The following is a 24379-nucleotide window of genomic DNA, read 5'->3' as shown; positions in this document are numbered from 1 at the left end:
CCCTCTGAACCCGCCGCTTCCTGGACGTCCCCCACATGCGCAACAACCAGCCGGTCACCCAGCGTGAACGCACCTACCCTGCCGAACAGCGCCTGATCTCCACCACGGACCACCGCGGGGTGATCACCTACACCAACGACGCCTTCGTCGCCATCAGTGGCTTCGAGCGCGAAGAGCTGCTCGGCTCGCCGCACAACCTGGTACGCCACCCGGACGTGCCGCCGGCGGTGTTCGCGCACATGTGGGAGACCCTGAAGAAGGGCCGGCCGTGGATGGGCATCGTCAAGAACCGCTGCAAGAACGGCGACCACTACTGGGTCAACGCCTACGTCACGCCAGTCTTCGAGCGCAACGAGATCGTCGGCTACGAATCGGTGCGCGTGCGCCCCACCGCCGAGCAGGTGGAACGCGCCCAGGCGCTGTACCAGCGCATCGCCGCCGGCAAGTCGGCCGTGCCCCAGCGCGACCGCTGGCTGCCGGTGCTGCAGGACTGGCTGCCGTTCATCCTCACCAGCCAGGTCGCCTTCCTTATTGGCACCTGGCTCGACTCGCACTGGGGCTTCCTCCTCGCCGCCCTGCTCGCCGTGCCGCTGGGCCTGGCCGGCCTTAGCTGGCAGCAGCGCGGCCTCAAGCGCCTGCTGCGCCTCGCCGAGCAGACCACCTCGGACCCGCTGATCGCGCAGATGTACACCGACAGCCGTGGCGCCCAGGCGCGCCTGGAAATGTCGATCCTCAGCCAGGAAGCGCGCCTGAAGACCTGCCTGACGCGCCTGCAGGACACCGCCGAACAGCTCACCCAGCAGGCCCGCCAGGCCGACAGCCTGGCGCACCACAGCTCGGCGGGCCTTGAGCGCCAGCGCGTCGAAACCGACCAGGTGGCCACCGCCGTCAACGAGATGGCCGCGACCACCCAGGAAGTGGCGAACAACGTGCAACGCACCGCCGACGCCACCCGCCAGGCCAACGAGCTGACCCGCCAGGGCCGCAGCATCGCCAGCGAAACCCGCGAAGCCATCGAGCGCTTGTCCGCTTCGGTGGGTGAAACCGGCCTGGCAGTCAGCCAGCTGGCCCAGGACAGCAACGAGATCGGCGGCGTGGTCGACGTGATCAAGGGCATCGCCGACCAGACCAACCTGCTGGCGCTCAACGCCGCCATCGAAGCGGCCCGCGCCGGCGAGATGGGCCGCGGCTTCGCCGTGGTGGCCGACGAGGTGCGTTCGCTGGCCCAGCGCACCGCCGAATCCACCGAGCAGATCCACGGCCTGATCGCCAAGTTGCAGCAGACTGCCGAAAACGCAGTCAGCGCCATGGAGACCGGCCGCCGCCAAGCCGACGAAGGCGTGGAGCGCGTGCTCCTGGCCGACCAGGCGCTGGTCGGCATCAGCGATTCGGTGGCCAACATCGCCGACATGGCCCACCAGATCGCTGCGGCAGCCGAGGAACAGAGCGCGGTGGCCGAGGAGATCAACCGCAACATCGCGACCATCGCCCAGCTGGCCGACCAGACTTCCGGCGAAGCCCAGCGCACCGCGCTGCTCAGCGAGGAGCTGACCGGCACGGCGCAGGAGCAGTACTCGCTGGTTGAGCGGTTCAACCGCTGAGTCGCACCCGCTCCGAAACCAGGCAGCCCCTCTTCCGCAGAGGGCTGCCCTGGCCCCTCCCGTAGGGGCGGATCTGAAGTGGCCTAATGATTCTGGACACCCCGATAGGGCGTTAAGCTTCGCCCACAGCTGAGGTGTTCATGAGCAGAAGATCATTCAGTCCAGATTTCAAACTGGAAGCCGCCCGCTTGGTGGTGGATCAAGGCTATACGGTGCCGGCCGCCTGCAAGGCGATGGGGGTGGGGCCCACGGCGATGCGTCGCTGGGTGGCGCAGTTGCAACTGGAGCGTGGCGGCCAGACGCCTGCGCATAGCAAGGCGCTGACAGAGGATCAGCGGCGCATTCAGGAGTTGGAGGCGCAAGTCCGCCGCTTGGAGCGGGAGAAAGAGATTCTAAAAAAGGCTACCGCTCTCTTGATGTCGGACGCCCTCGACTAGTCAGGCTGGTCGAGGCATTGGGCGAGCAGTATTCGCGTACGGAACTGTGCCGGTTATTCCAGGTAAATCGCAACAGTGTTTATGCGGCCCGAAAGCGGCAGGCACGCGTCTGCAGTCGACGAGAAGCGTTACGCCAGCGCGTGGTGGAACTGCATGCCCAGAGCCGCAGCGCGGCCGGTGCCCGAACGCTATCGGCCGCCTTGCGCAACGAGGGCTTTCCTGCAGGCCGTTACCTTGCCGCCCGGTTGATGAAAGAGGCCGGGCTCGTCAGTACACAACGCCGTAAACATCGCTACCGGGTTGCCAAGGAACACAGTGCCATCGCGGCCAATGAGCTGGCGCGCCGGTTCAATGTGAGCCGCCCCAACCAGGTGTGGTGCGGGGATGTGACGTACATCTGGGCCGGTGGCCGCTGGATCTACCTGGCCGCCGTGATGGATCTGTATGCACGTCGGATCGTCGGCTGGGCCATGTCCAACCGGCCCGACTCACAACTCACCGGGCGCGCTCTGCGGGTGGCCTACGAAGCCAGGGGCATGCCACAGCAACTGATGTTTCACTCCGACCAGGGCTGTCATTACACCAGCCTCGAATTTCGCCAAATGCTCTGGCGCTACGGCATTCGGCAAAGCATGAGCGGTCGAGGAAACTGCTGGGATAACGCGCCGATGGAGCGATTCTTCAGAAGCCTCAAGTCGGAATGGATACCGCCCTCCGGCTACGTCGATCAGCCCCAGGCGGAAGCCGACGTGCTGCGTTACGTCACCGACTACTACAACCACCAACGGCCACACAGTCACAACGATTACCAGACACCGGCACGGCGTGAAGAGCTGGCTGGATAGACCTAAACCAGTGTCCAGTTTTACTTGACCACTTCAATCTCATCCGCGAACCGCGTTGCACGGTGTATCCCTGTAGGAGCGGATTCATCCGCGATTTTTTTCGCGGACAAGGGCTAGGCGCCCCCGTCGCTCCTACGGTTGCGTACTGCGCCTCCCTTCCTCGTCTTCCCCGCGAATGCGGGGATCTAGAAAGTGGTAGCGCGCCGCTTCGGCGTGTTCGGATGTTTCTTGTTTCGCCCCCTCGGGCGAGTCACTTTCTCAAACGCAAGAAAGTAACCAAAGTGCTTGCCCCGACATACGGGTCCGGCGGAGCCGGACTTCCCTCGCACATCCCCACGCACCCGGAGGCCCGCCCCGAGGGTACGTCCCTGTAGCCCATCGGGGCTTTTGCGACATCCATGTCGCGCAACCTCCTCTGCGTGGGCTTAGCTCGGCCTCCTGCAAGGGGCAGTCCGGTGTGCGCGGATACTCCTGCTCTTCGTAGGATCGAGGGGGACGCCTAGTCCTTGCTCGCGAACCGCACGGCACGAATGCTGCCCCTTTCTCTGGGTCCCCGCGTTCGCGGGGATGACGGGGAATCGTAGGAGCGGATTTATCCGCGAATCGCGGGCATGGCCCGCTCCTACCGGTTGAAAATGGCGCGGGGATTTTCGCGGATGAATCCGCTCCTACAGGATTGCGCCTATCTTCGCCGCCTACGCCGAACGGCCCCCTCTCCCGCGTGCGGGAGAGGGTTGGGGAGAGGGAAAGGAATCGCCCCAAAACGCCAGCGCATCCGGCATGCGCCGTTCGCGGACAAGGTCCGCTCCTACCGGGAGCGCGGGCTCGTTATTTGAAGTCCCACAACATCTGCGCCGGGATGCTCACCTCGCGCGATGACTCCACGCACACGTCCACGTACTCGGTGAAGCGCGGCGGCGGGGCTATGCCTTCATCGAGCAGGCGCTGGTTGTCGAACAGGTAGTTGAGGTCGGCGAAGCCGCTGTACAGGCGCAGGGCGCGCAGCACCAGGCGGGGGTTGGCCTTTCCGATGCGGGTTTCGAAGCTGCCGGCCAGTTCGCGCAGGTCGTCCGGGGAGACTTTGCGGTAACGCTCGCCCACCGGCTCTTCGCCGCGTGCCAACGCATAGGCGCGGTCGATCTCGCCGAAGGTGCAGGACGAGCCGTGGCCGGCGGAGATGTGGTACAGGCCGTGCGCCAGCGTTGGCTTCAGCGCCAGCGCCACCAGGGCTTCGGCGCAGTAGTCCACCGGGATCACGTCGATCTGCTCGTCCAGCGCGCAGGTGAAGCTCTCCAGGGCGAAGCCCATGCGGAACACCCAGAAGATGCTGCCCGAGGCCTGGCAACCCAGCTCGCGATGACCGACCACGATGGATGGGCGCGCCACCACCAGCGGCAGGTTCGGCAGCTCTTCACGCATGCGGCGTTCGATCTCGGCCTTGGACGCGGTGTAGTCCACCAGTTGCTCTTCGCTGTCGGGGAAATCCCAGGACTCGCGCACCGGCGATTCGCGCTGCGGGCCGCAGCACATGGCCGTGCCGACGTGGAGGAAGCGCTTGAGGTTGCGCGACTGGCTCATGGCGCGGGCAAAGGCGAAGGTGCCCTCGACGTTCACCGGCCAGATGGTCGGGTTCTTCGAGAAGGAGGCCACGGCGGCGCAGTTGATGACCTGCTCGACACGCATCAGGCGTGCGCGTTCAGTTTGCAGCCACCGCGTGTCGAGCAGGTCGCCGCAAAGGATCTGTGCAGCCTTCAACGCTTCCAGCGCGGTCTCGCTCACGGCATGCAGGCGCAGGTTGTCGCGCAGCCGCTCCAGGCCCTGCTCGGGGGAGTCGGCGCGGACCAGGAACAGCAGCGCGTCGGCCTGGCCGCCCTGGATCAGGCAGGCAGCGACGGCGCCGCCGAGGAAGCCGGTGGCGCCGGTCAGCAGCAGGCTGTGCTCGGCGGCGAAACGGCGGGATGGGGTGGCAATGCGATCAGCGTTGGGGGTCATGGCAGCCTTCGGCCTGTCCTGTGAATGCGGGGCGCCGGCTCCGGGGAGCCAGCGGCGCGAGGATAGGGAGGCATGCCTTAACGGGCGCTTACGGCTGCGCCGGGGCGATCTGCAGCTCGTCGAGGAAAGCGCTCACCACCTCGGCGGTGCTCTCCAGGTGTTGCTCGTGGGTCAGCCCGGAAGCCTTCAGCGGCTTGAGGTCGTGGTCGGCAGCAGTCAGCCAATGCACCTGGATTGCCGGCGACAGCACGTACTCGACGACATGAGCGCGGTCCCCCAGGGCATCGCGCTCGCCCTGCACTATCAGGGTCGGCGTCGCCAGTTCCGCCAGGTGCGCGACCCGCGGCTTGTCGTCCTTGCCGGCGGCGTAGAACGGATAGCCCAGGCAGACCAGCGCATCGGCGCCCAGCTCATCGGCCAGCAGGCTGGCCATGCGCCCGCCCATGGACTTGCCGCCAATGGCCAGGGGGCCTGCGACCTCGGCCCGCACCTGCGCGTATACCTCTCGCCAGCACTCCAGCAACTGCTTCTGCGGATTCGGCGGGCGCTTGCGGTCATCGGCGCGGCGCGCGGCCATGTAGGGGAACTCGAAACGGGCTACGGCGACGCCGCGCGCGCTCAGCTTTTCGGCGATGGCGTCCATGAACGGACTGTCCATCGGCGCACCGGCGCCATGGGCCAGAACGAGGGTTGCCGACAGCGCACCCACCGGCCGGTTCCATAGCAGCGACAAAGCGCCACATCCCGGCGTTTGCGCCGCCTCCGGCGGCCATTGACCGGAGTCAATATTCGTATTTCGGGCTTTATCCATTCTCTGCTCCGCTAGTCGCGTCATAACTACCTGTCCCTGGGGGAGGGGCGGCGTTCGCCGTGAAGAACCCGCCGGGATGGGCCTAGCCCGTAAAACCGTGGATGGAAGCCCATAACATGAGTACAACCAATCAGACCGCTTATAACTATAAGGTGGTCCGCCAGTTCGCCGTGATGACGGTGGTCTGGGGCATCGTCGGCATGCTAGTCGGTGTCGTCATCGCTGCCCAGCTGGTGTGGCCCGAGCTCAACCTCGGCCTGCCGTGGACCAGCTTCGGTCGCCTGCGCCCGCTGCACACCAACGCGGTGATCTTCGCCTTCGGCGGCTGCGCCCTGTTCGCCACCAGCTACTACTCGGTGCAGCGGACCTGCCAGACCCGCCTGTTCTCCGACACCCTCGCCCAGTTCACCTTCTGGGGCTGGCAGCTGGTGATCCTGCTGGCCGCCATCAGCCTGCCACTGGGGTACACCTCCTCCAAGGAGTACGCCGAGCTGGAATGGCCGATCGACATCCTCATCACCATCGTCTGGGTGGCTTACGGGGTGGTGTTCTTCGGCACCCTGCTCAAGCGCAAGACCTCGCACATCTATGTCGGCAACTGGTTCTTCGGCGCCTTCATCGTCACGGTCGCGCTGCTGCACCTGGTGAACAACCTGGAGATACCGGTGGGCTTCATGAAGTCCTACTCGATCTACGCCGGGGCCACCGACGCGATGATCCAGTGGTGGTACGGCCACAACGCCGTGGGCTTCTTCCTGACCGCCGGCTTCCTCGGCATGATGTACTACTTCGTGCCCAAGCAGGCCGAGCGCCCGGTCTATTCCTATCGCCTGTCCATCGTCCACTTCTGGGCGCTGATCGCCGTGTACATCTGGGCCGGTCCGCACCACCTGCACTACACCGCCCTGCCGGACTGGGCGCAGTCCCTGGGCATGGTGATGTCGCTGGTGCTGCTGGCTCCGAGCTGGGGCGGCATGATCAACGGCATGATGACCCTCTCCGGTGCCTGGCATAAGCTGCGCAGCGACCCCATCCTGCGCTTCCTGGTGGTCTCGCTGGCCTTCTACGGCATGTCCACCTTCGAAGGTCCGATGATGGCCATCAAGACCGTCAACGCCCTCTCCCACTACACCGACTGGACCATCGGCCACGTTCACGCCGGCGCCCTGGGCTGGGTCGCCATGGTGTCCATCGGCTCGCTGTACCACCTGATCCCGAAAGTCTTCGGGCGCAAGGAAATGCACAGCGTCGGCCTGATCAACGCGCACTTCTGGCTCGCCACCATCGGCACCGTGCTGTACATCGCCTCGATGTGGGTCAACGGCATCACCCAGGGCCTGATGTGGCGCGCGGTGAACGCCGACGGCACCCTCACCTACTCCTTCGTCGAAGCCCTGGCGGCCAGCCATCCCGGCTTCGTGGTGCGCATGATCGGTGGCGCCGTGTTCCTCAGCGGCATGCTGATCATGGCCTACAACACCTTCCGCACCGTGGCCGCCTCGCGTGCCGAAGAAGCTGAAGCCGCCGCGCTGATTCCCGCCGTAGGAGCCCACTGATGAAACACGAAGTAGTCGAGAAGAACGTCGGCCTGCTGGCCCTGTTCATGGCGGTGGCGGTGAGCATCGGCGGCCTGACCCAGATCGTTCCGCTGTTCTTCCAGGACGTCACCAACACCCCGGTCGAAGGCATGAAGCCACGTACCGCGCTGCAACTCGAAGGCCGCGACATCTATATCCGCGAAGGCTGCGTCGGCTGCCACTCGCAGATGATCCGTCCGTTCCGCGCCGAGACCGAGCGCTACGGCCACTACTCCGTCGCTGGCGAGAGCGTCTGGGACCACCCGTTCCTGTGGGGCTCCAAGCGTACCGGTCCGGACCTCGCCCGCGTCGGCGCCCGCTACTCGGACGACTGGCACCGCGCGCACCTCTACAACCCGCGCAACGTAGTGCCCGAGTCGAAGATGCCGGCCTACCCGTGGCTCGTGGAGAACAAGCTCGACGGCAAGGACATCGAGGCCAAGCTGCAGGCCATGCGCACCCTCGGCGTGCCCTACACGGATGAGGACATCAAGGGCGCTCGCGAGAGCGTGCAGGGCAAGACCGAGATGGACGCCCTGGTCGCCTACCTGCAGAGCCTCGGCACTGTGATCAAGAACAAACGGTGATGGCCATGGATATCGGGACTATTCGCGGGCTCGGCACCGTCGTGGTGATGGTCGCCTTCGTCGGCGTCCTGCTCTGGGCCTACAGCGGCAAGCGCAAGGCGCGCTTCGACGCAGACGCCCTGCTGCCCTTCGCCGACGAACCGAACAGCCTGAGCCGCGCCGAGCACGAACTCGCTTCTGGGAGCAACAACCAATGACTACCTTCTGGAGTCTGTACATCACCGTCCTGACCGTCGGCTCGCTGGTCGCGCTGCTGTGGCTGATCTTCGCCACCCGCAACGGCGAGACCAAGGGCGCCACCGATCAGACCATGGGCCACTCCTTCGACGGCATCGAGGAGTACGACAACCCACTGCCGAAATGGTGGTTCCTGCTGTTCATCGGCACCATCGTCTTCGCTGCCGGCTACCTGGCCCTCTACCCTGGCCTGGGCAACTGGAAGGGCCTGCTGCCGGGCTACGACGGTTGGACCCAGGTCAAGCAGCTGGAGCACGAACAGGCCGCGGCCGACGCCAAGTACGCGCCGATCTTCGCCAAGTATTCGGCGATGAGCGTCGAACAGGTGGCCATGGACCCGGACGCGCTGAAGACTGGCGAGCGCCTGTTCGCCACCTACTGCTCGATCTGCCACGGCTCCGACGCCAAGGGCGCCATGGGCTTCCCCAACCTGACCGACAAGGACTGGCGCTGGGGCGGCGAAGCCAACACCATCGAGGCCACCATCCTCGGCGGCCGTCAGGCAGCCATGCCGGCATGGGGTTCGGTGCTGGGCGACCAGGGCGTGCACGACGTGGCGGCCTTCGTCACCACCAAGCTGGACGGCCGCAAGCTGCCTGAAGGCGTGACCGACGAGCAGGTCGCCAACGGTCAGAAGATCTTCAGCACCACCTGCGCTGCCTGCCACGGCGCCGAAGGCCAGGGCACCGCGCTGATGGGTGCGCCCAACCTGACCCACCCGGCGGCGTTCATCTACGGCTCGAGCTTCGCCCAGCTGCAGCAGACCATCCGTTATGGTCGCCAGGGTCAGATGCCGGCACAGGAAGAGCACCTGGGCAAGGATAAAGTGCATATCCTCGCCGCTTACATCTACAGCATTTCCCGTTCGGAAAACGCCAACTAACCCCCCTCCGCTCGCGCCCGTCCGGGCGCGAGCAGTCCGGGCGCGAGCAAGTTTCCTTCTCTATTCGCGACCAAGTGTCGCACCCGTGTCGGACATTTCCTTCACACACTTTCCGTTCACGACTAAGCTCAGTCGAATCCGCCAAGCGGCGACAACACTAACGCGGCTACCTTTTTATCAGGCATCGGAACCTCGCTCCGGAACTGCGCAAAAGGGCAAAAGGTATGGCCGAAAGTGCTCCAATACCAGTGCGCAAGCGGCTCCGGGCCCAGGTCCGGCGCGTTGCATTGGCTATTGGCTTTCTCCATACTTGCCGCCGTTTTTTGTCCCTAAAAACTCAAAAAAACCGTGGAACCTTAGAATGAGCACAGCAATAAGTCCGACTGCTTATAACTATAAGGTTGTCCGCCAGTTCGCCATCATGACGGTGGTCTGGGGGATACTAGGAATGGGGATGGGTGTTTTCATCGCATCCCAGCTGGTATGGCCTGAACTCAACTTGGGCCTACCGTGGACCAGTTTCGGACGCTTGCGCCCGCTGCACACCAACCTGGTGATCTTCGCCTTCGGCGGCTGTGCTCTGTTCTCCACCTCTTATTACGTCGTCCAGCGCACCTGTCAGACCCGTCTGATCTCCGACACCCTCGCCGCCTTCACCTTCTGGGGCTGGCAAGCGGTGATCGTGGCGGCCGGTATCACCCTGCCGCTGGGCCTCACCTCCTCCAAGGAATACGCCGAACTGGAATGGCCGATCGACATCCTGATCGCCATCGTCTGGGTCACCTACGCCGTGGTGTTCTTCGGCACCATCGTCAAGCGCAAGACCAAGCACATCTATGTCGGCAACTGGTTCTACGGTGCCTTCATCCTGGTGACGGCGATGCTGCACATCGTCAACAACCTGGAAATCCCGGTGGGCTGGTTCAAGTCCTACTCCATCTACGCCGGCGCCACCGACGCCATGGTGCAGTGGTGGTACGGGCACAACGCCGTAGGCTTCTTCCTGACCACCGGCTTCCTCGGCATGATGTACTACTTCGTGCCCAAGCAGGCCGAGCGTCCGGTCTACTCCTATCGCCTGTCCATCGTGCACTTCTGGGCGCTGATCACCCTGTACATCTGGGCCGGTCCGCACCACCTGCACTACACCGCCCTGCCCGACTGGGCGCAGTCCCTGGGCATGGTGATGTCGCTGATCCTCCTGGCTCCGTCCTGGGGCGGCATGATCAACGGCATGATGACCCTCTCCGGCGCCTGGCATAAGCTGCGCACCGACCCGATCCTGCGCTTCCTGGTGGTGTCCCTGGCCTTCTACGGCATGTCCACCTTCGAAGGCCCGATGATGGCCATCAAGACCGTCAACTCGCTGTCCCACTACACCGACTGGACCATCGGCCACGTACACGCCGGCGCCCTCGGCTGGGTAGCGATGATCTCCATCGGCGCGCTGTACCACATGATTCCGAAGGTCTTCGGTCGCCAGCAGATGCACAGCATCGGCCTGATCAACGCGCACTTCTGGCTCGCCACCATCGGTACCGTGCTGTACATCGCCTCCATGTGGGTAAACGGCATCACCCAGGGCCTGATGTGGCGCGCGGTGAACGCCGACGGCACCCTCACCTACTCCTTCGTCGAGGCCCTGCAGGCCAGCCACCCGGGCTTCATGGTCCGTGCGCTGGGCGGCTTCTTCTTCGCCTTCGGCATGCTGCTGATGGCCTACAACACCTTCCGTACCGTGCGTGGGTATGTGCCGGCTGAAGCCGATGCCGCAGCCCAGATTCCTGCTGTAGGAGCTCATTGATGAAGCAGCACGAAGCAGTCGAGAAGAACATCGGCCTGCTGGCCTTCTTCATGGTCATCGCCGTCAGCATCGGCGGCCTGACCCAGATCGTCCCGCTGTTCTTCCAGGACGTCACCAACAAGCCGGTCGAGGGCATGAAGCCACGCACCGCGCTGCAGCTCGAAGGCCGTGACATCTACATCCGCGAAGGCTGCGTCGGCTGCCACTCGCAGATGATCCGTCCGTTCCGCGCCGAAACCGAGCGCTACGGCCACTACTCCGTGGCTGGCGAGAGCGTCTGGGACCACCCGTTCCTGTGGGGTTCCAAGCGTACCGGCCCGGACCTGGCTCGCGTCGGCGGCCGCTACTCGGACGACTGGCACCGTGCGCACCTCTACAACCCGCGCAACGTAGTGCCCGAGTCGAAGATGCCGGCCTACCCGTGGCTAGTGGAGAACAAGCTCGACGGCAAGAACACCGCCACCAAGATGGAAGCCATGCGCACCCTCGGCGTGCCCTACACCGACGAAGACATCGCCGGTGCTCGCGAAGCCGTGAAGGGCAAGACCGAGATGGACGCTCTGGTGGCCTACCTGCAAAGCCTGGGCACCATCATCAAAAGCAAACGGTGAGTGCAATGGATATCGGAACGATTCGCGGGCTCGGCACCGTCGTGGTGATGGTCGCCTTCGTCGGCGTCCTGCTCTGGGCCTACAGCGGCAAGCGCAAGGCGCGCTTCGACAACGACGCCCTGCTGCCCTTCGCGGACGATCCGGCAGCCATGAAGCACGTAGAGCAAGAACAAGCTTCTAGGAGCAACAAAGAATGACAACCTTCTGGAGTCTGTACGTCACCGTACTCACCCTGGGCACCATCTTCGCCCTGGCGTGGCTGCTGTTCGCCACCCGCCGCGGCCAGCGCAGCGAAGCCACCGACGAGAAAGTCGGCCACTCCTTCGACGGCATCGAGGAGTACGACAACCCGCTGCCGAAGTGGTGGTTCATGCTGTTCGTCGCCACCTTCATCTTCGCCCTTGGCTACCTGGCCCTGTACCCGGGCCTGGGCAACTGGAAAGGCCTGCTGCCGGGCTACCAGGAAGTCACCGACGGCAAGCCCTTCGCCAACGGTCAGCCGGGCTGGACCGGCGTGCACCAGTGGGAGAAGGAGATGGCCAAGGCCGACGAGAAGTACGGCCCGATCTTCGCCAAGTACGCCGCCATGCCCATCGAGGACGTCGCCAAGGATCCGCTGGCACTGAAGATGGGCGGTCGCCTGTTCGCCTCCAACTGCTCGGTCTGCCACGGCTCCGACGCCAAGGGCGCCTACGGCTTCCCCAACCTGACCGACGCCGATTGGCGCTGGGGCGGTGCCACCGCCGACATCGAGACCACCATCAAGGGTGGCCGCCACGCCGCAATGCCGGCCTGGGGTGAAGTGCTTGGCGACCAGGGAGTGCACGACGTCGCCGCCTTCGTCACCACCAAGCTGGACGGCCGCAAGCTGCCCGAAGGCGTGACCGACGAGCAGGTCGCCAACGGCCAGAAGATCTTCAGCACCAACTGCGTGGCCTGCCACGGCCCGGAAGGCAAAGGTACCGCCGCCATGGGCGCGCCGAACCTGACCCACCCGGCCGCGTTCATCTACGGCTCGAGCTTCGCCCAGCTGCAGCAGACCATCCGTTACGGCCGCCAGGGCCAGATGCCGGCCCAACTGGAGCGCCTGGGCGCCGACCAGGTCCACCTGCTGGCCGCCTACGTCTACAGCCTGTCCCACGGCGAAGGCGAGAAGAGCGCCGAATAAGCGCCTCTCCCCTCCCCCAGCAATACGCAGCGGCGCCGGTCTTCCCGGCGCCGCTCTATTTCAGGGTCAGAAAAGTCCTAAGATAATTCATACGCGACCAACAGTCGCACCGTTGCATGGAAGCCCAGGTCGTATCATGGACAAGCGTGCAACCAACTATCGACCCTTTCGGCAAGCACTGACGGGGCGCCCCTCCCACTGCCGTGGTACGCACCGATGAGCAAACAGATTCCCGTGCACGACGTCACGCCGCCCAGCAAGAAAGGCAGCGAGAGCGTCGACCTCTATGCCTCCCGGGAGAAGGTCTATACCCGGGCCTTCACCGGTTTCTTCCGCAACCTGCGCCGCGTGGGCGGTGCCTTCCTGTTCCTCCTCTATTTCGGCACCGTCTGGCTGACCTGGAACGGTCGCCAAGCCGTGTGGTGGGACCTGCCCGAGCGCAAGTTCTACATCTTCGGCGCCACCTTCTGGCCGCAGGACTTCATGCTGCTGTCGTGGTTGCTGATCGTCTGCGCGTTCGGCCTGTTCTTCATCACCGTGTTCGCCGGGCGGGTGTGGTGCGGCTACACCTGCCCACAGAGCGTCTGGACCTGGATCTTCATGTGGTGCGAGCAGATCACCGAAGGCGATCGCAACCAGCGCATGAAGCTGGACAAGGCCCCCATGAGCGGCAACAAGCTGGTTCGCAAGGTCGCCAAGCACAGCCTCTGGCTGCTGATCGGCCTGGTCACCGGCCTGACCTTCGTCGGCTACTTCGCCCCTATCCGCGACCTGCTCAGCGACCTGGTCACCGGCCAGGCCGACGGCTGGGCCTACTTCTGGGTCGGCTTCTTCACCCTGGCCACCTACGGCAACGCCGGCTGGCTGCGCGAGAACGTGTGCATCTACATGTGCCCGTACGCCCGCTTCCAGAGCGTGATGTTCGACAAGGACACCCTGATCGTCTCCTACGACCCGCGCCGCGGCGAGTCGCGTGGCCCGCGCAAGAAAGGCGTCGACTACAAGGCCCAGGGCCTGGGTGACTGCATCGATTGCACCATGTGCGTCCAGGTCTGCCCGACCGGCATCGACATCCGCGACGGCCTGCAGATCGAGTGCATCGGCTGCGCCGCCTGCGTCGACGCCTGCGACGCGATCATGGACAAGATGGGTTACCCCCGCGGGCTGGTGAGCTACACCACCGAGCACAACCTGTCCGGCCAGAAGACCCACCTGATGCGGCCTCGCCTGATCGGCTACGCCATCGCCCTCTGCGTGATGATCGGCCTGCTGGCCACCGCCGTGATCATCCGCCCGCTGGTGGGCTTCGACGTCAGCAAGGACCGCGTGCTCTACCGCGAGAACGCCGAGGGCCGGATCGAGAACGTCTACAGCCTGAAGATCATGAACAAGGACCAGCGCGACCACACCTACGTGCTCGCCGCCAAGGGCCTGGACGGCCTGAAGCTGGAAGGGCGCAAGGAGGTCCAGGTGGCCGCTGGCGACATTCTCGCCCTGCCGATGGAAGTCTCGATCGACCCGGACAAGCTGCCCTCCAGCACCAACCCGATCACATTCACCATCCAGTCGGTCGACGACGCGTCGATCCACAAGGAAGCCGATAGCCGCTTCATCGGCCCGACCGTTCGCTGAACCCCGGCTGAACCGCTGCGCATCTCGCTTGCCAGGCGAGGTGCCAGCGGCTCCGGGAGCACGTAGAATCCGCCGCCACCGCCTCGCGGAACCCAGAAGAGAGAACCCGTCCATGCAGTCGGCACCTGTCGCCCCCTGGTACAAGCACCTCTGGCCCTGGATCATCATCGGCATGCTGGCCACCTCGGTGTTCCTCAGCCTGATGATGGTGCGCATCGCCGTCGACAATCAGGACTCCCTGGTCAACGACAACTATTACGAGGCCGGCAAAGGCATCAACCGCTCGCTGGATCGCGAACACCTGGCGCAGGAGCTGCAGGTAAAGGCGCAGGTGCGCTTCGACAAGCTCACCGGCGAGGTCGAGGTCCTGCTGCAGGGCAAGAGCACGCCGGCGCAGCTCACCCTCAACCTGATCTCCCCCACCCTGGAGTCCCAGGACCGCCACGTCACCCTCCTGCCGGCGCTGCAGCCGGGCCGCTATACCGGCCGCCTGGACTCGCTGGTCGAGGGCCGCCGCTTCGTCGAGCTGCTCGGCGAGCAGGACGGCCACGCCTGGCGCCTGTTCGAGGAAGAGAAGATCGTGCCGGACGGCCAGATCCTTCTCGGCGACGAGCCCCTCAAGGGGGACGAAGTCCAGCGCCCATGAGCGCCCCGCTGCCCTGCTACCACTGCGGCCTGCCGGTTCCCCCTGGCGGTCGCTTCAAGGCTCCGGTCCTCGGCGAGGAACGTGACTTCTGCTGCCCCGGCTGCCAGGCGGTGGCCGAGGCGATAGTCGCCGGCGGCCTGGAAGGCTACTACCGGCACCGCACCGAGAACGCCACCAACCCCGAGGCGCTGCCCGCGCAATTGGGTGACGAACTGGCCCTGCTCGACCGCCCCGATGTCCAGCAGCCCTTCGTCCAGCACCAGGGCGATCTGGCGGAAACCACCCTGCTGCTCGAAGGCATCAGCTGCGCCGCCTGCGGCTGGCTGATCGAAAGGCACCTGCGCCAGCTGCCCGCGGTGGCCGAGGCCGGGCTCAATCTTTCCAACCATCGCCTGCACGTGCGCTGGGCCGACAGCCAGCTACCGCTGTCCACGCTGCTCGCCGAACTGCGCAAGATCGGCTACGTCGCCCACCCCTACCGACCGGACCAGGCCGCCGAACAGCTCGCCGAGGAAAACCGCCGCTCGCTGCGCCAGCTCGGCGTCGCCGGCCTGCTGTGGTTCCAGGCGATGATGGCGACCATGGCCACCTGGCCGGAATTCAACATCGACCTCAGCGCCGACATGCACGAAATCCTGCGCTGGGTGGCGATGTTCCTCACCACGCCGATCGTCTTCTACTCCTGCCAGCCGTTCTTCCGGGGCGCCATGCGCGACCTGCGCACGCGCCACCTGACCATGGACGTCTCGGTGTCCCTGGCCATCGGCGGTGCCTACGCCGCCGGCATCTGGACTGCAATCACCGGCAAGGGCGACCTGTATTTCGACGCCGTGGGGATGTTCGCCTTGTTCCTCCTCGCCGGCCGCTATCTCGAACGCCGTGCCCGCGAGCGCACGGCGGCGGCTACCGCGCAACTGGTGAACCTGCTGCCGGCCTCCTGCCTGCGTCTGGATGAGACCGGCGCCAGCACGCGCATCCTGCTCAGCGAATTGCGCGTCGGCGACCAGGTGCTGGTGCCGCCCGGCGCGGTGCTGCCGGCCGACGGCCTGATCCTCGCCGGGCAATCGAGCGTCGACGAATCCCTGCTCACCGGCGAATACCTGCCGCAGCCGCGCCGCCCCGGCGACAGCGTCACCGGCGGCACGCTCAATGTCGAAGGTCCGCTGACCCTGCGGGTGCAGGCGCTCGGCAACGACAGCCGACTGTCCGCCATCGTCCGCCTGCTGGAGCGCGCCCAGGCCGACAAGCCGCGCCTGGCACAGATGGCCGACCGCGCCGCGCAGTGGTTCCTGCTGGTGCTGCTGGCGTTGGCTGTGCTGGTCGGTCTGTTCTGGTGGCAGCACGATGCCTCGCGCGCCTTCTGGGTGGTGCTGGCGATGCTGGTGGCGACCTGCCCCTGCGCCCTCTCCCTGGCCACGCCGACCGCGCTCACCGCAGCCACCGGCAGCCTGCACAAACTCGGCCTGCTGCTCACCCGCGGCCACGTGCTGGAAGGCCTCAAGCGCATCGACACGGTGATCTTCGACAAGACCGGCACCCTGACCGAGGGCCGCCTGACCCTGCGCGCCATCCACCCGCTGGGCGCGCTGGGCGGAGAGCACTGCCTGGCCCTGGCTGCAGCGCTGGAAAGCCATTCCGAGCACCCCATCGCCCGCGCCTTCGGCCGCGCCCCGCAGCCGGCGGAGAAGGTCGACAGCCATCCCGGCCTGGGTCTCGAAGGCGTGGTCGAGGGCCGCCGCCTGCGCATCGGCCAAGCCGCCTTCGTCAGCGCCCTGAGCGGCCAGCCGGCACCGGCGATGCCGCAGGATCACGGTCAGTGGCTGCTGCTCGGCGACGAAAGCGGCCCGCTGGCCTGGCTGGTCCTCGACGACCGCCTGCGCGACGACGCCCCGGCCCTGCTCGACGCCTGCCGTGCCCAGGGCTGGCGCACCCTGCTGCTGTCCGGCGACAGCTCGCCGATGGTCGCCAGCGTGGCGGCCGAGCTGGGCATCGACGAGGTCCACGGCGGCCTGAACCCGGACGACAAGCTGGCAATCCTCCAGCGCCTGCATCGCGAGGGCCGCCACGTGCTGATGCTCGGCGACGGGGTCAACGACGTACCGGTGCTCGCCGCCGCCGACATCAGCGTGGCCATGGGCAGCGCCACGGACCTGGCCAAGACCAGCGCCGACGCCGTGCTGCTGTCCAACCGCCTGGACAGCCTGGTGCAGGCCTTCGCCCTGGCCCGCCGCACCCGTCGAGTGATCGTCGAGAACCTGCTCTGGGCGGGGCTGTACAATGGCCTGATGCTGCCTTTCGCCGCCCTCGGCTGGATCACCCCGGCCTGGGCCGCGATCGGCATGTCGGTCAGCTCGCTGACCGTGGTCCTCAACGCCCTGCGCCTGACCCGCGTGCGCGCGCTGCCAGCCGCCACGGCGACCGAACCGGCGCCGCTCGCCCCGGCCAGCGCCCACTGAGGGCCCCGCAGGCCCCTTCGACGGAGACGATATGCCCGCGCTCTATGTGATGATCCCGGTCGCCCTGCTGATCGTCGGCCTCGCCGTGCTGATCTTCTTCTGGGCGGTTAACAGCGGCCAGTACGACGACATGGACGGCCCGGCGCACAGCATCCTGTTCGACGACGAAGACCCCAAGCACCAGGCCGGCATCGACGAGGCGGAAGGCGCGAAGCCCGACGAGGAGCAAAAGGACGAGCGCAATGCCTGAGCTGGCACCGCAGCTGGTATCGGCACTGGTCCTCGGCCTGCTCGGCGGCGGCCATTGCCTGGGCATGTGCGGCGGCCTGATGGGCGCGCTGACCCTGGCCATCCCGCCCGAACAACGCGGGCGCCGGCTGCGCCTGCTGCTGGCCTACAACCTCGGCCGCATCCTCAGCTACGCCTGCGCCGGGCTGCTGCTCGGCCTGGCCGGCTGGGCCATCGCGAAGACTCCGTTCGCTGCGGCCCTGCGCGTTATCGCCGGATTGCTGCTGATCAGCATGGGCCTCTACCTGGCCGGCTGGTGGAGCGGCCTGACGCGCATCGAGGCGCTCGGCCGCGGCTTGTGGAAGCACATCCAGCCGTTCGCCAGCCGCCTGCTGCCGGTATCCAGCGTGCCGCAGGCGCTGCTGCTCGGCGCGCTCTGGGGCTGGCTGCCGTGCGGCCTGGTCTACAGCACCCTGCTGTGGACCAGCAGCCAGGGCTCGGCGGCCGATAGCGCGCTGCTGATGCTGGCCTTCGGCCTGGGCACCTGGCCGGTGCTGCTGGCCACGGGGCTGGCCGCCGAACAGGTCACCGCGCTGCTGCGCAAGCGCAGCGTTCGCATGGCCGGCGGGCTGCTGGTGATCCTCTTCGGCCTCTGGACCCTGCCCGGTCCGCACCAGGCCTGGCTGATGGGCCATGCCATGGGCTGAGTGCAACCCCCTGCGGCATTTGATGCAAGTCAAGAGGACATTGCCCGACTCTCCCTAGACTGCTCGAAAAAGCTCGCCTGAAACGGGGTTTGCGGCATGCTCGACAATATTCGCTGGGACGCTGATCTGATCCGTCGATACGATCTATCCGGCCCACGCTACACCTCCTATCCCACCGCCGTGCAGTTCCACGAAGGCGTCGGACCCTTCGACATGCTGCATGCGCTGCGGGATAGCCAGAAAGCCCGGCGACCGCTGTCGCTCTACGTACACATCCCGTTCTGCGCGAACATTTGCTACTACTGCGCCTGCAACAAGGTCATCACCAAGGACCGTGGGCGCAGCGCGCCCTACCTCGCGCGGCTGATACACGAAGCCGAGATGATCGGCCGCCACCTCGGCCGCGAGCAGCGCGTCGAGCAACTGCACTTCGGCGGCGGCACCCCGACCTTCCTCAGCCCCGGCCAGTTGCGCGAGCTGATGAGCCAGCTGCGCACCCACCTGCACCTGCTGGACGACGACTCCGGCGACTACGGCATCGAGATCGACCCGCGCGAGGCCGACTGGTCGACCATGGGCCTGCTTCGCGAGCTGGGCTTCAACCGCGTCAGCCTCGGCGTGCAGGACTTCGACCTGGAAGTGCAGCGGGCGGTGAACCGCCTGCAGAGCTTCGACGAGACGCGGGCGATCATGGACGCCGCGCGCACCCTGCAATATCGCTCGGTGAACATCGACCTGATCTACGGCCTGCCCAAGCAGACGCCGGAACGCTTCGCACAGACCGTCGAGCAGGTCATCGGCCTGCAGCCCGACCGCCTCTCGGTGTTCAACTACGCGCACCTGCCGGAGCGCTTCATGCCGCAGCGGCGCATCGACGTCGCCGACCTGCCCAGCCCCGGGCAGAAGCTGGAGATGCTGCAGCGCACCATCGAGCAGCTCAGCGCCGCAGGCTACCGCTACATCGGCATGGACCACTTCGCCCTGCCCGACGACGAGCTGGCCATGGCCCAGGAGGACGGCACCCTGCAACGCAACTTCCAGGGCTATACCACCCACGGCCATTGCGACCTGATCGGCCTGGGCGTCTCGGCGATCAGCCAGATCGGCAACCTCTACGCGCAGAACAGCAGCGAAATCGCCGACTACATGAGCAGCCTGGACAACGGCCAACTGGCCACCCGTCGCGGCCTCTTCTGCACCCCGGACGATCGCATCCGCCGCGCGGTGATCCAGCAACTGATCTGCCACTTCAGACTGGACTTCGCCGCCGTCGAGCGGGAATTCAACATCGAATTCCGCGGCTACTTCGCCAGCGTCTGGCCCGAGCTCGAGCGCTTCGCCTCAGACGGGTTGATCCTGCTCGACCGCGACGGCATCGACGTCACCGCAGCTGGCCGCCTGCTCGTGCGCAGCCTGTGCATGCTCTTCGACCGCTACCTGCCGGAGCAGAACCTGCAACGCTTTTCGCGGGTGATCTGAGGGGTGACCGGGCGGCTGCCCGCCCGGCGCGATGAAGAGAATTCCTAATAACTAGTCGAGAACTCGCATACTCGCTGGATGCGCAAGCCCCGGGTGCGTTAACCTTGCGTTTCATGTGCCTTCCACCCAAGGATCCCCCATGGCCGAAACCATCAAGGTGCGCGCCCTCCCGCAGGCGCACTGCAAGGACTGCAGCCTGGCCCCGCTCTGTCTGCCCCTGTCGCTGAACAACGACGACATGGACGCCCTCGACGAGATCGTCAAGCGCGGTCGTCCGCTGAAGAAAGGCGAGCTGCTGTTCCGCCAGGGCGATGCCTTCGGCTCGGTCTTCGCCGTGCGCTCCGGCGCGCTGAAGACCTTCAGCCTGACCGACAACGGCGAAGAGCAGATCACCGGCTTCCACCTGCCCAGCGAGCTGGTCGGCCTCTCCGGCATGGACACCGAGGCCTATCCGGTATCGGCGCAAGCGCTGGAAACCACTTCCGTCTGCGAGATCCCCTTCGAGCGTCTCGACGAGCTCGCCGAACAACTGCCGCAGCTGCGCCGCCAGCTGATGCGGGTGATGAGCCGCGAAATCCGCGACGACCAGCAGATGATGCTGCTGCTGTCGAAGAAGACCGCCGACGAGCGCATCGCCACCTTCCTGGTGAACCTCGCGGCGCGTTTCCGCGCCCGTGGCTTCTCCGCCCAGCAGTTCCGCCTGGCGATGTCGCGCAACGAGATCGGCAACTACCTGGGCCTGGCGGTGGAAACCGTGTCGCGGGTGTTTACCCGCTTCCAGCAGAGCGGCCTGATCGCCGCCGAAGGCAAGGAAGTGCAGATCCTCGACTCCATCGAGTTGTGCGCCCTGGCCGGCGGCCAGATGGACAACTGAGGCCCGAGACTCTCCGGTCATCGCACAAAGCGGGCTCGCCATCTGGCGGGCCCGTTATACTTTCGGACTTCGCAATCAGCAGTAACCAGGTAGCCTGACAGCATGATCCTCAACCAGCTTGACCTGAAATCCGTGATCCGCGCGGTCCCCGACTTCCCCAAGCCGGGCGTGATGTTCCGTGACATCACCCCGCTGTTCCAGTCGCCGCGCGCCCTGCGTTTCGTCGCCGACAGCTTCATCCAGCGCTACGTGGAAGCGGATTTCAGCCATATCGGCGCCATGGACGCTCGCGGCTTCCTGATCGGCTCGATCATCGCCTACGAACTGAACAAGCCGCTGGTGCTGTTCCGCAAGCAAGGCAAACTGCCGGCCGACGTACTCGCCCAGGGCTACCAGACCGAGTACGGCGAAGCGCTGCTGGAGGTCCACGCCGACAGCCTCTGCGAAGGCGACAGCGTGCTGATCTTCGATGACCTGATCGCCACTGGCGGCACCCTGCTGGCAGCCGCACAACTGGTACGCCGCATGGGCGCCAAGGTCTTCGAGGCCGCGTCCATCATCGACCTGCCGGAGCTCGGCGGCTCGGCCAAGCTGGCCGACGCCGGCATCCCCACCTACAGCCTCACCGCCTTCGCCCTCGACGAGCAGTGATGCCCGCGCGGAGCCGTTCGGCTCCGCGCCTCAAGCCTCCCCAAGCCTGCCGCTCCTCCTCGTAGGAGCGAGCTTGCTCGCGAACCTCGCGACGCAGTACTCCGTTGCAGGAGCGGCGCCAGAGCGCACGCCCTTCCATCCACTCCCCTATCCAAGGTCGGGATCACGCCTGCTTGGCCGGATCCAACCTGGGCATGACCGCTTATGACCTGGGCATTGTCGGACAATCCTTCCAACAATGACATCAGCCAATGGCACATTCAGCGTGCCAGGTCGTTTCGCCCGGTGGCCATGCCCCTCGCCTGCAATTCAGGTGCATCGACTCCGCCGCGGCTCTGCCGAACAACAACAATGGAGTCAGCCATGAACGCCCAAACTCAAGCGCTGCGCGCGAACTTCCCGGTCCGTCGAATGGATTTCAGCTTCAGCGAGACACCGAAATACTGGTGGGACGGCCAGCCCTTCATGTCGCACTTCATGAACAACCTCTCCTCGCTGTTCCCCTATGGCGAGAAGTTCTTCGTCGACAGCGTGCGCGCCGTGCGCGAGCAGATCCGCGACCCGCAGCTGCAGAAGGATGTCAGCGCCTTCATCGGCCAGGAGGCCATGCACTCCAAGGAGCACGCGGCCTACAACGAATATGCCGAGGAGCACGGCATCGACCTGGAGCGTCTGGAGCTGCGCATCAAGCACCTGCTTGGCGCGATCAGCAAGGTCACCACCAAGAAGCACGACCTGGCGATCACCTGCGCCCTGGAGCACTTCACCGCGACCATGGCCGAACGCCTGCTGCGCCGCGAGGACCTGAGCACGCAGATGAAGTCGCCGAAGATGTACAAGCTGTGGATGTGGCACGCCATCGAGGAGAACGAGCACAAGGCGGTGGCCTACGACGTCTACCAGCAGGTCTACGGCGGCTATTTCACCCGTACCGCGGTGATGCTGCTGACCACCGTGATCTTCCTCGGCGTCATCGGCGGCTTCCAGATCCACCTGCTGCGCAAGGATGGCCAGCTGTTCAACTGGGGCAGCTGGAAGCACGGCCTGGTGACCCTGTTCGGCCTGCGCAACGGTTACTTCACCCAGCTCGTGCGCCCCTGGCTGGACTACTTCCGCCCGGGTTTCCACCCCCTCGACCACGACACCCGCGCCCTGGAAAAACACTGGAAGGAGCAACTCGACTTCGCCGGCTGAGCCCCGCGGCAATCCGCCCCACCCCCCGCAAAAGCCAGGCGCCGCCTGGCTTTTGCCGTTCCGGCATGGCACTGCGACATCCAGTCACTACACTGGGATGGGAAATTTGTAGCCTGATGTAAGCATTGCCTGAAGGCTCTTTCCTACGAATGTCAGACGGAACCCCTCGATGCCGGTCGAAGACAAGCCGTTCTGGAAGATTCCCCTGGCCCGCGAGATCGCCGTGATCCTGGTGATCAAGCTGGCCCTGCTGCTGGCCATCAAGGCCATCTGGTTCGATCACCCCACCGTCCCCGCCGACGGTGACCGGCAGGTCAGCGCGCACCTGCTGGGCAACTCCGCTTCACTCCCCCCCCCCTCCAAGGAGACTCCGTGATGATCTCGGAAGCCGTAGTCGATCTGTCACGCCTGCAGTTCGCCATGACGGCGATGTACCACTTCCTGTTCGTCCCGCTGACGCTCGGAATGGCGTTCCTGCTGGCGATCATGGAGTCGGTGTATGTGATGACCGGCAAGCAGGTCTACAAGGACATGACCCAGTTCTGGGGCAAGCTGTTCGGCATCAACTTCGCCCTGGGCGTCACCACCGGGCTGACCATGGAGTTCCAGTTCGGCACCAACTGGGCCTACTACTCCCACTACGTCGGAGACATCTTCGGCGCGCCGCTGGCCATCGAGGGCCTGATGGCCTTCTTCCTCGAATCCACCTTCATCGGCCTGTTCTTCTTCGGCTGGGAACGCCTGTCGAAGGTCCAGCACCTGGCCGTGACCTGGCTGGTGGCGCTGGGCTCGAACCTCTCGGCGCTGTGGATCCTGATCGCCAACGGCTGGATGCAGAACCCGGTGGGCGCGGAGTTCAACTACCAGACCATGCGCATGGAGCTGGTCGACTTCGGCGCCCTGCTGTTCAACCCGGTGGCCCAGGTCAAGTTCGTGCACACCGTGGCCGCCGGCTACGTCACTGGGGCGATCTTCGTCCTCGCCATCTCCAGCTGGTACCTGCTGAAGAAGCGCGACCAGGGCTTCGCCCGCCGTTCCTTCGCCATAGCCTCGGCCTTCGGCATGGCCTCGGTCCTCTCGGTGATCATCCTCGGCGACGAATCCGGCTACGAGATCGGTGACGTGCAGAAGACCAAGCTCGCCGCCATCGAGGCCGAGTGGAACACCGAGCCGGCACCGGCCGGTTTCACCCTGTTCGGCATCCCCGACCAGGAGCAGATGCGCACCCACTACGCGATCAAGATTCCCTTCGCCCTGGGCATCATCGCCACCCGCTCGCTCGACAAGGAAGTGACCGGCATCAAGGACCTGCTGGTGCAGCACGAGGCACGTATCCGAAATGGCATGAAGGCCTATGCGTTGCTCGAACAGCTGCGCGGCGGCGACAAGTCGCCGGCGACCCTCGCCGCCTTCGACCAGGTCAAGCTCGACCTCGGCTACGGCCTGCTGCTGAAGAAGTACACCGAAAAGGTCACCGACGCGACGGAAGAACAGATCCGCCTGGCCACCCTCGACACCATCCCCGACGTGCTCACCCTGTTCTTCAGCTTCCGCATCATGGTCGCCTGCGGCTTCCTCATGCTCGCCCTGTTCGCCTGCGCCTTCTGGGCGTCGGCGCGCAAGAACGAGGAACGCAAGCCCTGGCTGCTGAAGTGGGCGCTGCTGAGCCTGCCGCTGCCCTGGATCGCTGCGCAGACCGGCTGGTACGTCGCCGAGCATGGCCGCCAGCCCTGGTCCATCGGCGAGGTGTTGCCGGTGCACCTGTCCGCTTCCAGCCTGAGCACCCACGACCTCTGGGGCTCGATCACCGCGCTGGTGCTCTTCTACAGCCTGCTGCTGGTGGTGGAGATGTACCTGATGATCAAGTTCGCGCGCCTCGGTCCGTCGAGCCTGCACACCGGCCGCTACCACTTCGAACAGGACGCCGGCGCCCATCGCCCGGCCACCGCCTGAGGAGCC

At 65.6% G+C, this 24379-nt stretch carries 23 protein-coding genes; 21 read left to right on the top strand and 2 right to left on the bottom strand.

The window, feature by feature from the left end:
• Nucleotides 1-35: 35 nt before the first annotated feature.
• Together PKB_RS10635 and PKB_RS29055 are read left to right on the top strand one after the other, a co-directional pair.
• Complete coding sequence (locus tag PKB_RS10635; RefSeq protein WP_043251545.1) at nucleotides 36-1601, top strand: methyl-accepting chemotaxis protein; 1566 nt, start codon at nucleotides 36-38, stop codon at nucleotides 1599-1601.
• Nucleotides 1602-1741: 140 nt separating this feature from the next.
• Nucleotides 1742-2883, top strand: a protein-coding gene (locus PKB_RS29055) for an IS3 family transposase (RefSeq protein WP_422613528.1) whose coding sequence is annotated in 2 segments (ribosomal slippage) — nucleotides 1742-1994 and nucleotides 1994-2883 — 1143 coding nt in all. Because the reading frame shifts where the segments join, the coding sequence is not laid out codon by codon here.
• Between the two features lie 828 nt (nucleotides 2884-3711).
• Here PKB_RS29055 and cprA read toward each other — a convergent pair.
• On the bottom strand, nucleotides 3712-4875 hold the full coding sequence (gene cprA, locus PKB_RS10620; RefSeq protein ID WP_052355233.1) for a cationic peptide resistance protein CprA: 1164 nt from the start codon (nucleotides 4873-4875) through the stop codon (nucleotides 3712-3714).
• Nucleotides 4876-4963: 88 nt separating this feature from the next.
• The gene (locus tag PKB_RS10615; protein WP_339325540.1) at nucleotides 4964-5686 is read right to left on the bottom strand and encodes an alpha/beta family hydrolase; all 723 of its coding nucleotides are present in this window, start codon (nucleotides 5684-5686) and stop codon (nucleotides 4964-4966) included.
• Nucleotides 5687-5802: 116 nt separating this feature from the next.
• Between PKB_RS10615 and ccoN (PKB_RS10610) the strand changes: the two genes are divergently transcribed.
• The 19 genes from ccoN (PKB_RS10610) (at nucleotide 5803) to PKB_RS10520 (ending at nucleotide 24373) form a co-directional block, all read left to right on the top strand.
• Entirely contained in the window at nucleotides 5803-7242 is a 1440-nt protein-coding gene (gene ccoN, locus PKB_RS10610) for a cytochrome-c oxidase, cbb3-type subunit I (protein ID WP_043251538.1), read from the top strand.
• Entirely contained in the window at nucleotides 7242-7850 is a 609-nt protein-coding gene (ccoO, locus tag PKB_RS10605) for a cytochrome-c oxidase, cbb3-type subunit II (RefSeq protein WP_043251535.1), read from the top strand. The genes ccoN (PKB_RS10610) and ccoO (PKB_RS10605) overlap by 1 nt, the downstream gene beginning before the upstream one ends.
• A gap of 5 nt (nucleotides 7851-7855) precedes the next feature.
• Entirely contained in the window at nucleotides 7856-8047 is a 192-nt protein-coding gene (locus PKB_RS10600) for a cbb3-type cytochrome oxidase subunit 3 (RefSeq protein ID WP_043257147.1), read from the top strand.
• Nucleotides 8044-8970 (top strand): cytochrome-c oxidase, cbb3-type subunit III, encoded by a 927-nt coding sequence (gene ccoP / locus PKB_RS10595; RefSeq protein WP_043251533.1) that lies wholly within the window; start codon nucleotides 8044-8046, stop codon nucleotides 8968-8970. Before PKB_RS10600 ends, ccoP (PKB_RS10595) begins: the two co-directional genes overlap by 4 nt.
• Before the next feature lie 361 nt (nucleotides 8971-9331).
• Entirely contained in the window at nucleotides 9332-10774 is a 1443-nt protein-coding gene (ccoN, locus tag PKB_RS10590; protein WP_043251531.1) for a cytochrome-c oxidase, cbb3-type subunit I, read from the top strand.
• Nucleotides 10774-11385, top strand: a complete 612-nt coding sequence (ccoO, locus tag PKB_RS10585) for a cytochrome-c oxidase, cbb3-type subunit II (protein WP_043251529.1) — start codon at nucleotides 10774-10776, stop codon at nucleotides 11383-11385. The genes ccoN (PKB_RS10590) and ccoO (PKB_RS10585) overlap by 1 nt, the downstream gene beginning before the upstream one ends.
• Before the next feature lie 5 nt (nucleotides 11386-11390).
• Nucleotides 11391-11582 (top strand): cbb3-type cytochrome oxidase subunit 3, encoded by a 192-nt coding sequence (locus PKB_RS10580; RefSeq protein WP_043251527.1) that lies wholly within the window; start codon nucleotides 11391-11393, stop codon nucleotides 11580-11582.
• Entirely contained in the window at nucleotides 11579-12553 is a 975-nt protein-coding gene (gene ccoP, locus PKB_RS10575; protein WP_043251524.1) for a cytochrome-c oxidase, cbb3-type subunit III, read from the top strand. The genes PKB_RS10580 and ccoP (PKB_RS10575) overlap by 4 nt, the downstream gene beginning before the upstream one ends.
• Before the next feature lie 216 nt (nucleotides 12554-12769).
• A complete protein-coding gene (gene ccoG / locus PKB_RS10570; RefSeq protein ID WP_043251521.1) occupies nucleotides 12770-14185 on the top strand; it encodes a cytochrome c oxidase accessory protein CcoG in 1416 nt (471 codons plus the stop codon).
• A 112-nt stretch (nucleotides 14186-14297) separates the two neighbouring features.
• Nucleotides 14298-14831, top strand: coding sequence for a FixH family protein (locus tag PKB_RS10565; protein WP_043251519.1), 534 nt, complete (start codon nucleotides 14298-14300; stop codon nucleotides 14829-14831).
• Complete coding sequence (locus tag PKB_RS10560) at nucleotides 14828-17287, top strand: heavy metal translocating P-type ATPase (RefSeq protein WP_043251516.1); 2460 nt, start codon at nucleotides 14828-14830, stop codon at nucleotides 17285-17287. Before PKB_RS10565 ends, PKB_RS10560 begins: the two co-directional genes overlap by 4 nt.
• Before the next feature lie 31 nt (nucleotides 17288-17318).
• Complete coding sequence (gene ccoS, locus PKB_RS10555; RefSeq protein WP_043251514.1) at nucleotides 17319-17537, top strand: cbb3-type cytochrome oxidase assembly protein CcoS; 219 nt, start codon at nucleotides 17319-17321, stop codon at nucleotides 17535-17537.
• A complete protein-coding gene (locus PKB_RS10550) occupies nucleotides 17530-18222 on the top strand; it encodes a sulfite exporter TauE/SafE family protein (protein ID WP_043251512.1) in 693 nt (230 codons plus the stop codon). The genes ccoS and PKB_RS10550 overlap by 8 nt, the downstream gene beginning before the upstream one ends.
• Nucleotides 18223-18318: 96 nt before the next feature.
• Entirely contained in the window at nucleotides 18319-19701 is a 1383-nt protein-coding gene (hemN, locus tag PKB_RS10545; protein WP_043251509.1) for an oxygen-independent coproporphyrinogen III oxidase, read from the top strand.
• Between the two features lie 139 nt (nucleotides 19702-19840).
• Nucleotides 19841-20575, top strand: a complete 735-nt coding sequence (gene fnr, locus PKB_RS10540) for a fumarate/nitrate reduction transcriptional regulator Fnr (RefSeq protein WP_043251507.1) — start codon at nucleotides 19841-19843, stop codon at nucleotides 20573-20575.
• A gap of 102 nt (nucleotides 20576-20677) precedes the next feature.
• A complete protein-coding gene (locus PKB_RS10535; protein WP_043251505.1) occupies nucleotides 20678-21226 on the top strand; it encodes an adenine phosphoribosyltransferase in 549 nt (182 codons plus the stop codon).
• Between the two features lie 363 nt (nucleotides 21227-21589).
• Nucleotides 21590-22420, top strand: a complete 831-nt coding sequence (locus tag PKB_RS10530; RefSeq protein WP_043251504.1) for a metal-dependent hydrolase — start codon at nucleotides 21590-21592, stop codon at nucleotides 22418-22420.
• Between the two features lie 169 nt (nucleotides 22421-22589).
• Nucleotides 22590-22796: a cytochrome oxidase putative small subunit CydP gene (gene cydP / locus PKB_RS10525; RefSeq protein WP_043251502.1), complete on the top strand. Its 207-nt coding sequence runs from the start codon at nucleotides 22590-22592 to the stop codon at nucleotides 22794-22796.
• On the top strand, nucleotides 22796-24373 hold the full coding sequence (locus PKB_RS10520; protein ID WP_043251500.1) for a cytochrome ubiquinol oxidase subunit I: 1578 nt from the start codon (nucleotides 22796-22798) through the stop codon (nucleotides 24371-24373). The genes cydP and PKB_RS10520 overlap by 1 nt, the downstream gene beginning before the upstream one ends.
• The last annotated feature ends 6 nt before the right edge of the window (nucleotides 24374-24379 follow it).

The sequence above is a fragment of the Pseudomonas knackmussii B13 genome, from assembly GCF_000689415.1.
GTDB classification, from domain to species: Bacteria; Pseudomonadota; Gammaproteobacteria; order Pseudomonadales; family Pseudomonadaceae; genus Pseudomonas; species Pseudomonas knackmussii.
The sequence above is the reverse complement of the archived record's forward strand: the minus strand, read 5'-3'. Positions and strand labels throughout refer to the sequence as shown.

What these genes read in the sequence shown, in the direction of transcription:
- ccoP (WP_043251533.1), top strand. Translation starts at nt 8,044, where the DNA reads ATGACTACCTTCTGGAGTCTGTACATCACCGTCCTGACCGTCGGCTCG.
- cydP (WP_043251502.1), top strand. Translation starts at nt 22,590, where the DNA reads ATGCCGGTCGAAGACAAGCCGTTCTGGAAGATTCCCCTGGCCCGCGAG.
- hemN (WP_043251509.1), top strand. Translation starts at nt 18,319, where the DNA reads ATGCTCGACAATATTCGCTGGGACGCTGATCTGATCCGTCGATACGAT.
- ccoN (WP_043251538.1), top strand. Translation starts at nt 5,803, where the DNA reads ATGAGTACAACCAATCAGACCGCTTATAACTATAAGGTGGTCCGCCAG.
- PKB_RS10580 (WP_043251527.1), top strand. Translation starts at nt 11,391, where the DNA reads ATGGATATCGGAACGATTCGCGGGCTCGGCACCGTCGTGGTGATGGTC.
- ccoG (WP_043251521.1), top strand. Translation starts at nt 12,770, where the DNA reads ATGAGCAAACAGATTCCCGTGCACGACGTCACGCCGCCCAGCAAGAAA.
- ccoO (WP_043251529.1), top strand. Translation starts at nt 10,774, where the DNA reads ATGAAGCAGCACGAAGCAGTCGAGAAGAACATCGGCCTGCTGGCCTTC.
- fnr (WP_043251507.1), top strand. Translation starts at nt 19,841, where the DNA reads ATGGCCGAAACCATCAAGGTGCGCGCCCTCCCGCAGGCGCACTGCAAG.
- PKB_RS10565 (WP_043251519.1), top strand. Translation starts at nt 14,298, where the DNA reads ATGCAGTCGGCACCTGTCGCCCCCTGGTACAAGCACCTCTGGCCCTGG.
- PKB_RS10600 (WP_043257147.1), top strand. Translation starts at nt 7,856, where the DNA reads ATGGATATCGGGACTATTCGCGGGCTCGGCACCGTCGTGGTGATGGTC.
- PKB_RS10615 (WP_339325540.1), bottom strand. Translation starts at nt 5,686, where the DNA reads ATGGATAAAGCCCGAAATACGAATATTGACTCCGGTCAATGGCCGCCG.
- cprA (WP_052355233.1), bottom strand. Translation starts at nt 4,875, where the DNA reads ATGACCCCCAACGCTGATCGCATTGCCACCCCATCCCGCCGTTTCGCC.
- ccoP (WP_043251524.1), top strand. Translation starts at nt 11,579, where the DNA reads ATGACAACCTTCTGGAGTCTGTACGTCACCGTACTCACCCTGGGCACC.
- PKB_RS10530 (WP_043251504.1), top strand. Translation starts at nt 21,590, where the DNA reads ATGAACGCCCAAACTCAAGCGCTGCGCGCGAACTTCCCGGTCCGTCGA.
- ccoN (WP_043251531.1), top strand. Translation starts at nt 9,332, where the DNA reads ATGAGCACAGCAATAAGTCCGACTGCTTATAACTATAAGGTTGTCCGC.
- ccoS (WP_043251514.1), top strand. Translation starts at nt 17,319, where the DNA reads ATGCCCGCGCTCTATGTGATGATCCCGGTCGCCCTGCTGATCGTCGGC.
- PKB_RS10520 (WP_043251500.1), top strand. Translation starts at nt 22,796, where the DNA reads ATGATCTCGGAAGCCGTAGTCGATCTGTCACGCCTGCAGTTCGCCATG.
- PKB_RS10550 (WP_043251512.1), top strand. Translation starts at nt 17,530, where the DNA reads ATGCCTGAGCTGGCACCGCAGCTGGTATCGGCACTGGTCCTCGGCCTG.
- ccoO (WP_043251535.1), top strand. Translation starts at nt 7,242, where the DNA reads ATGAAACACGAAGTAGTCGAGAAGAACGTCGGCCTGCTGGCCCTGTTC.
- PKB_RS10560 (WP_043251516.1), top strand. Translation starts at nt 14,828, where the DNA reads ATGAGCGCCCCGCTGCCCTGCTACCACTGCGGCCTGCCGGTTCCCCCT.
- PKB_RS10635 (WP_043251545.1), top strand. Translation starts at nt 36, where the DNA reads ATGCGCAACAACCAGCCGGTCACCCAGCGTGAACGCACCTACCCTGCC.
- PKB_RS10535 (WP_043251505.1), top strand. Translation starts at nt 20,678, where the DNA reads ATGATCCTCAACCAGCTTGACCTGAAATCCGTGATCCGCGCGGTCCCC.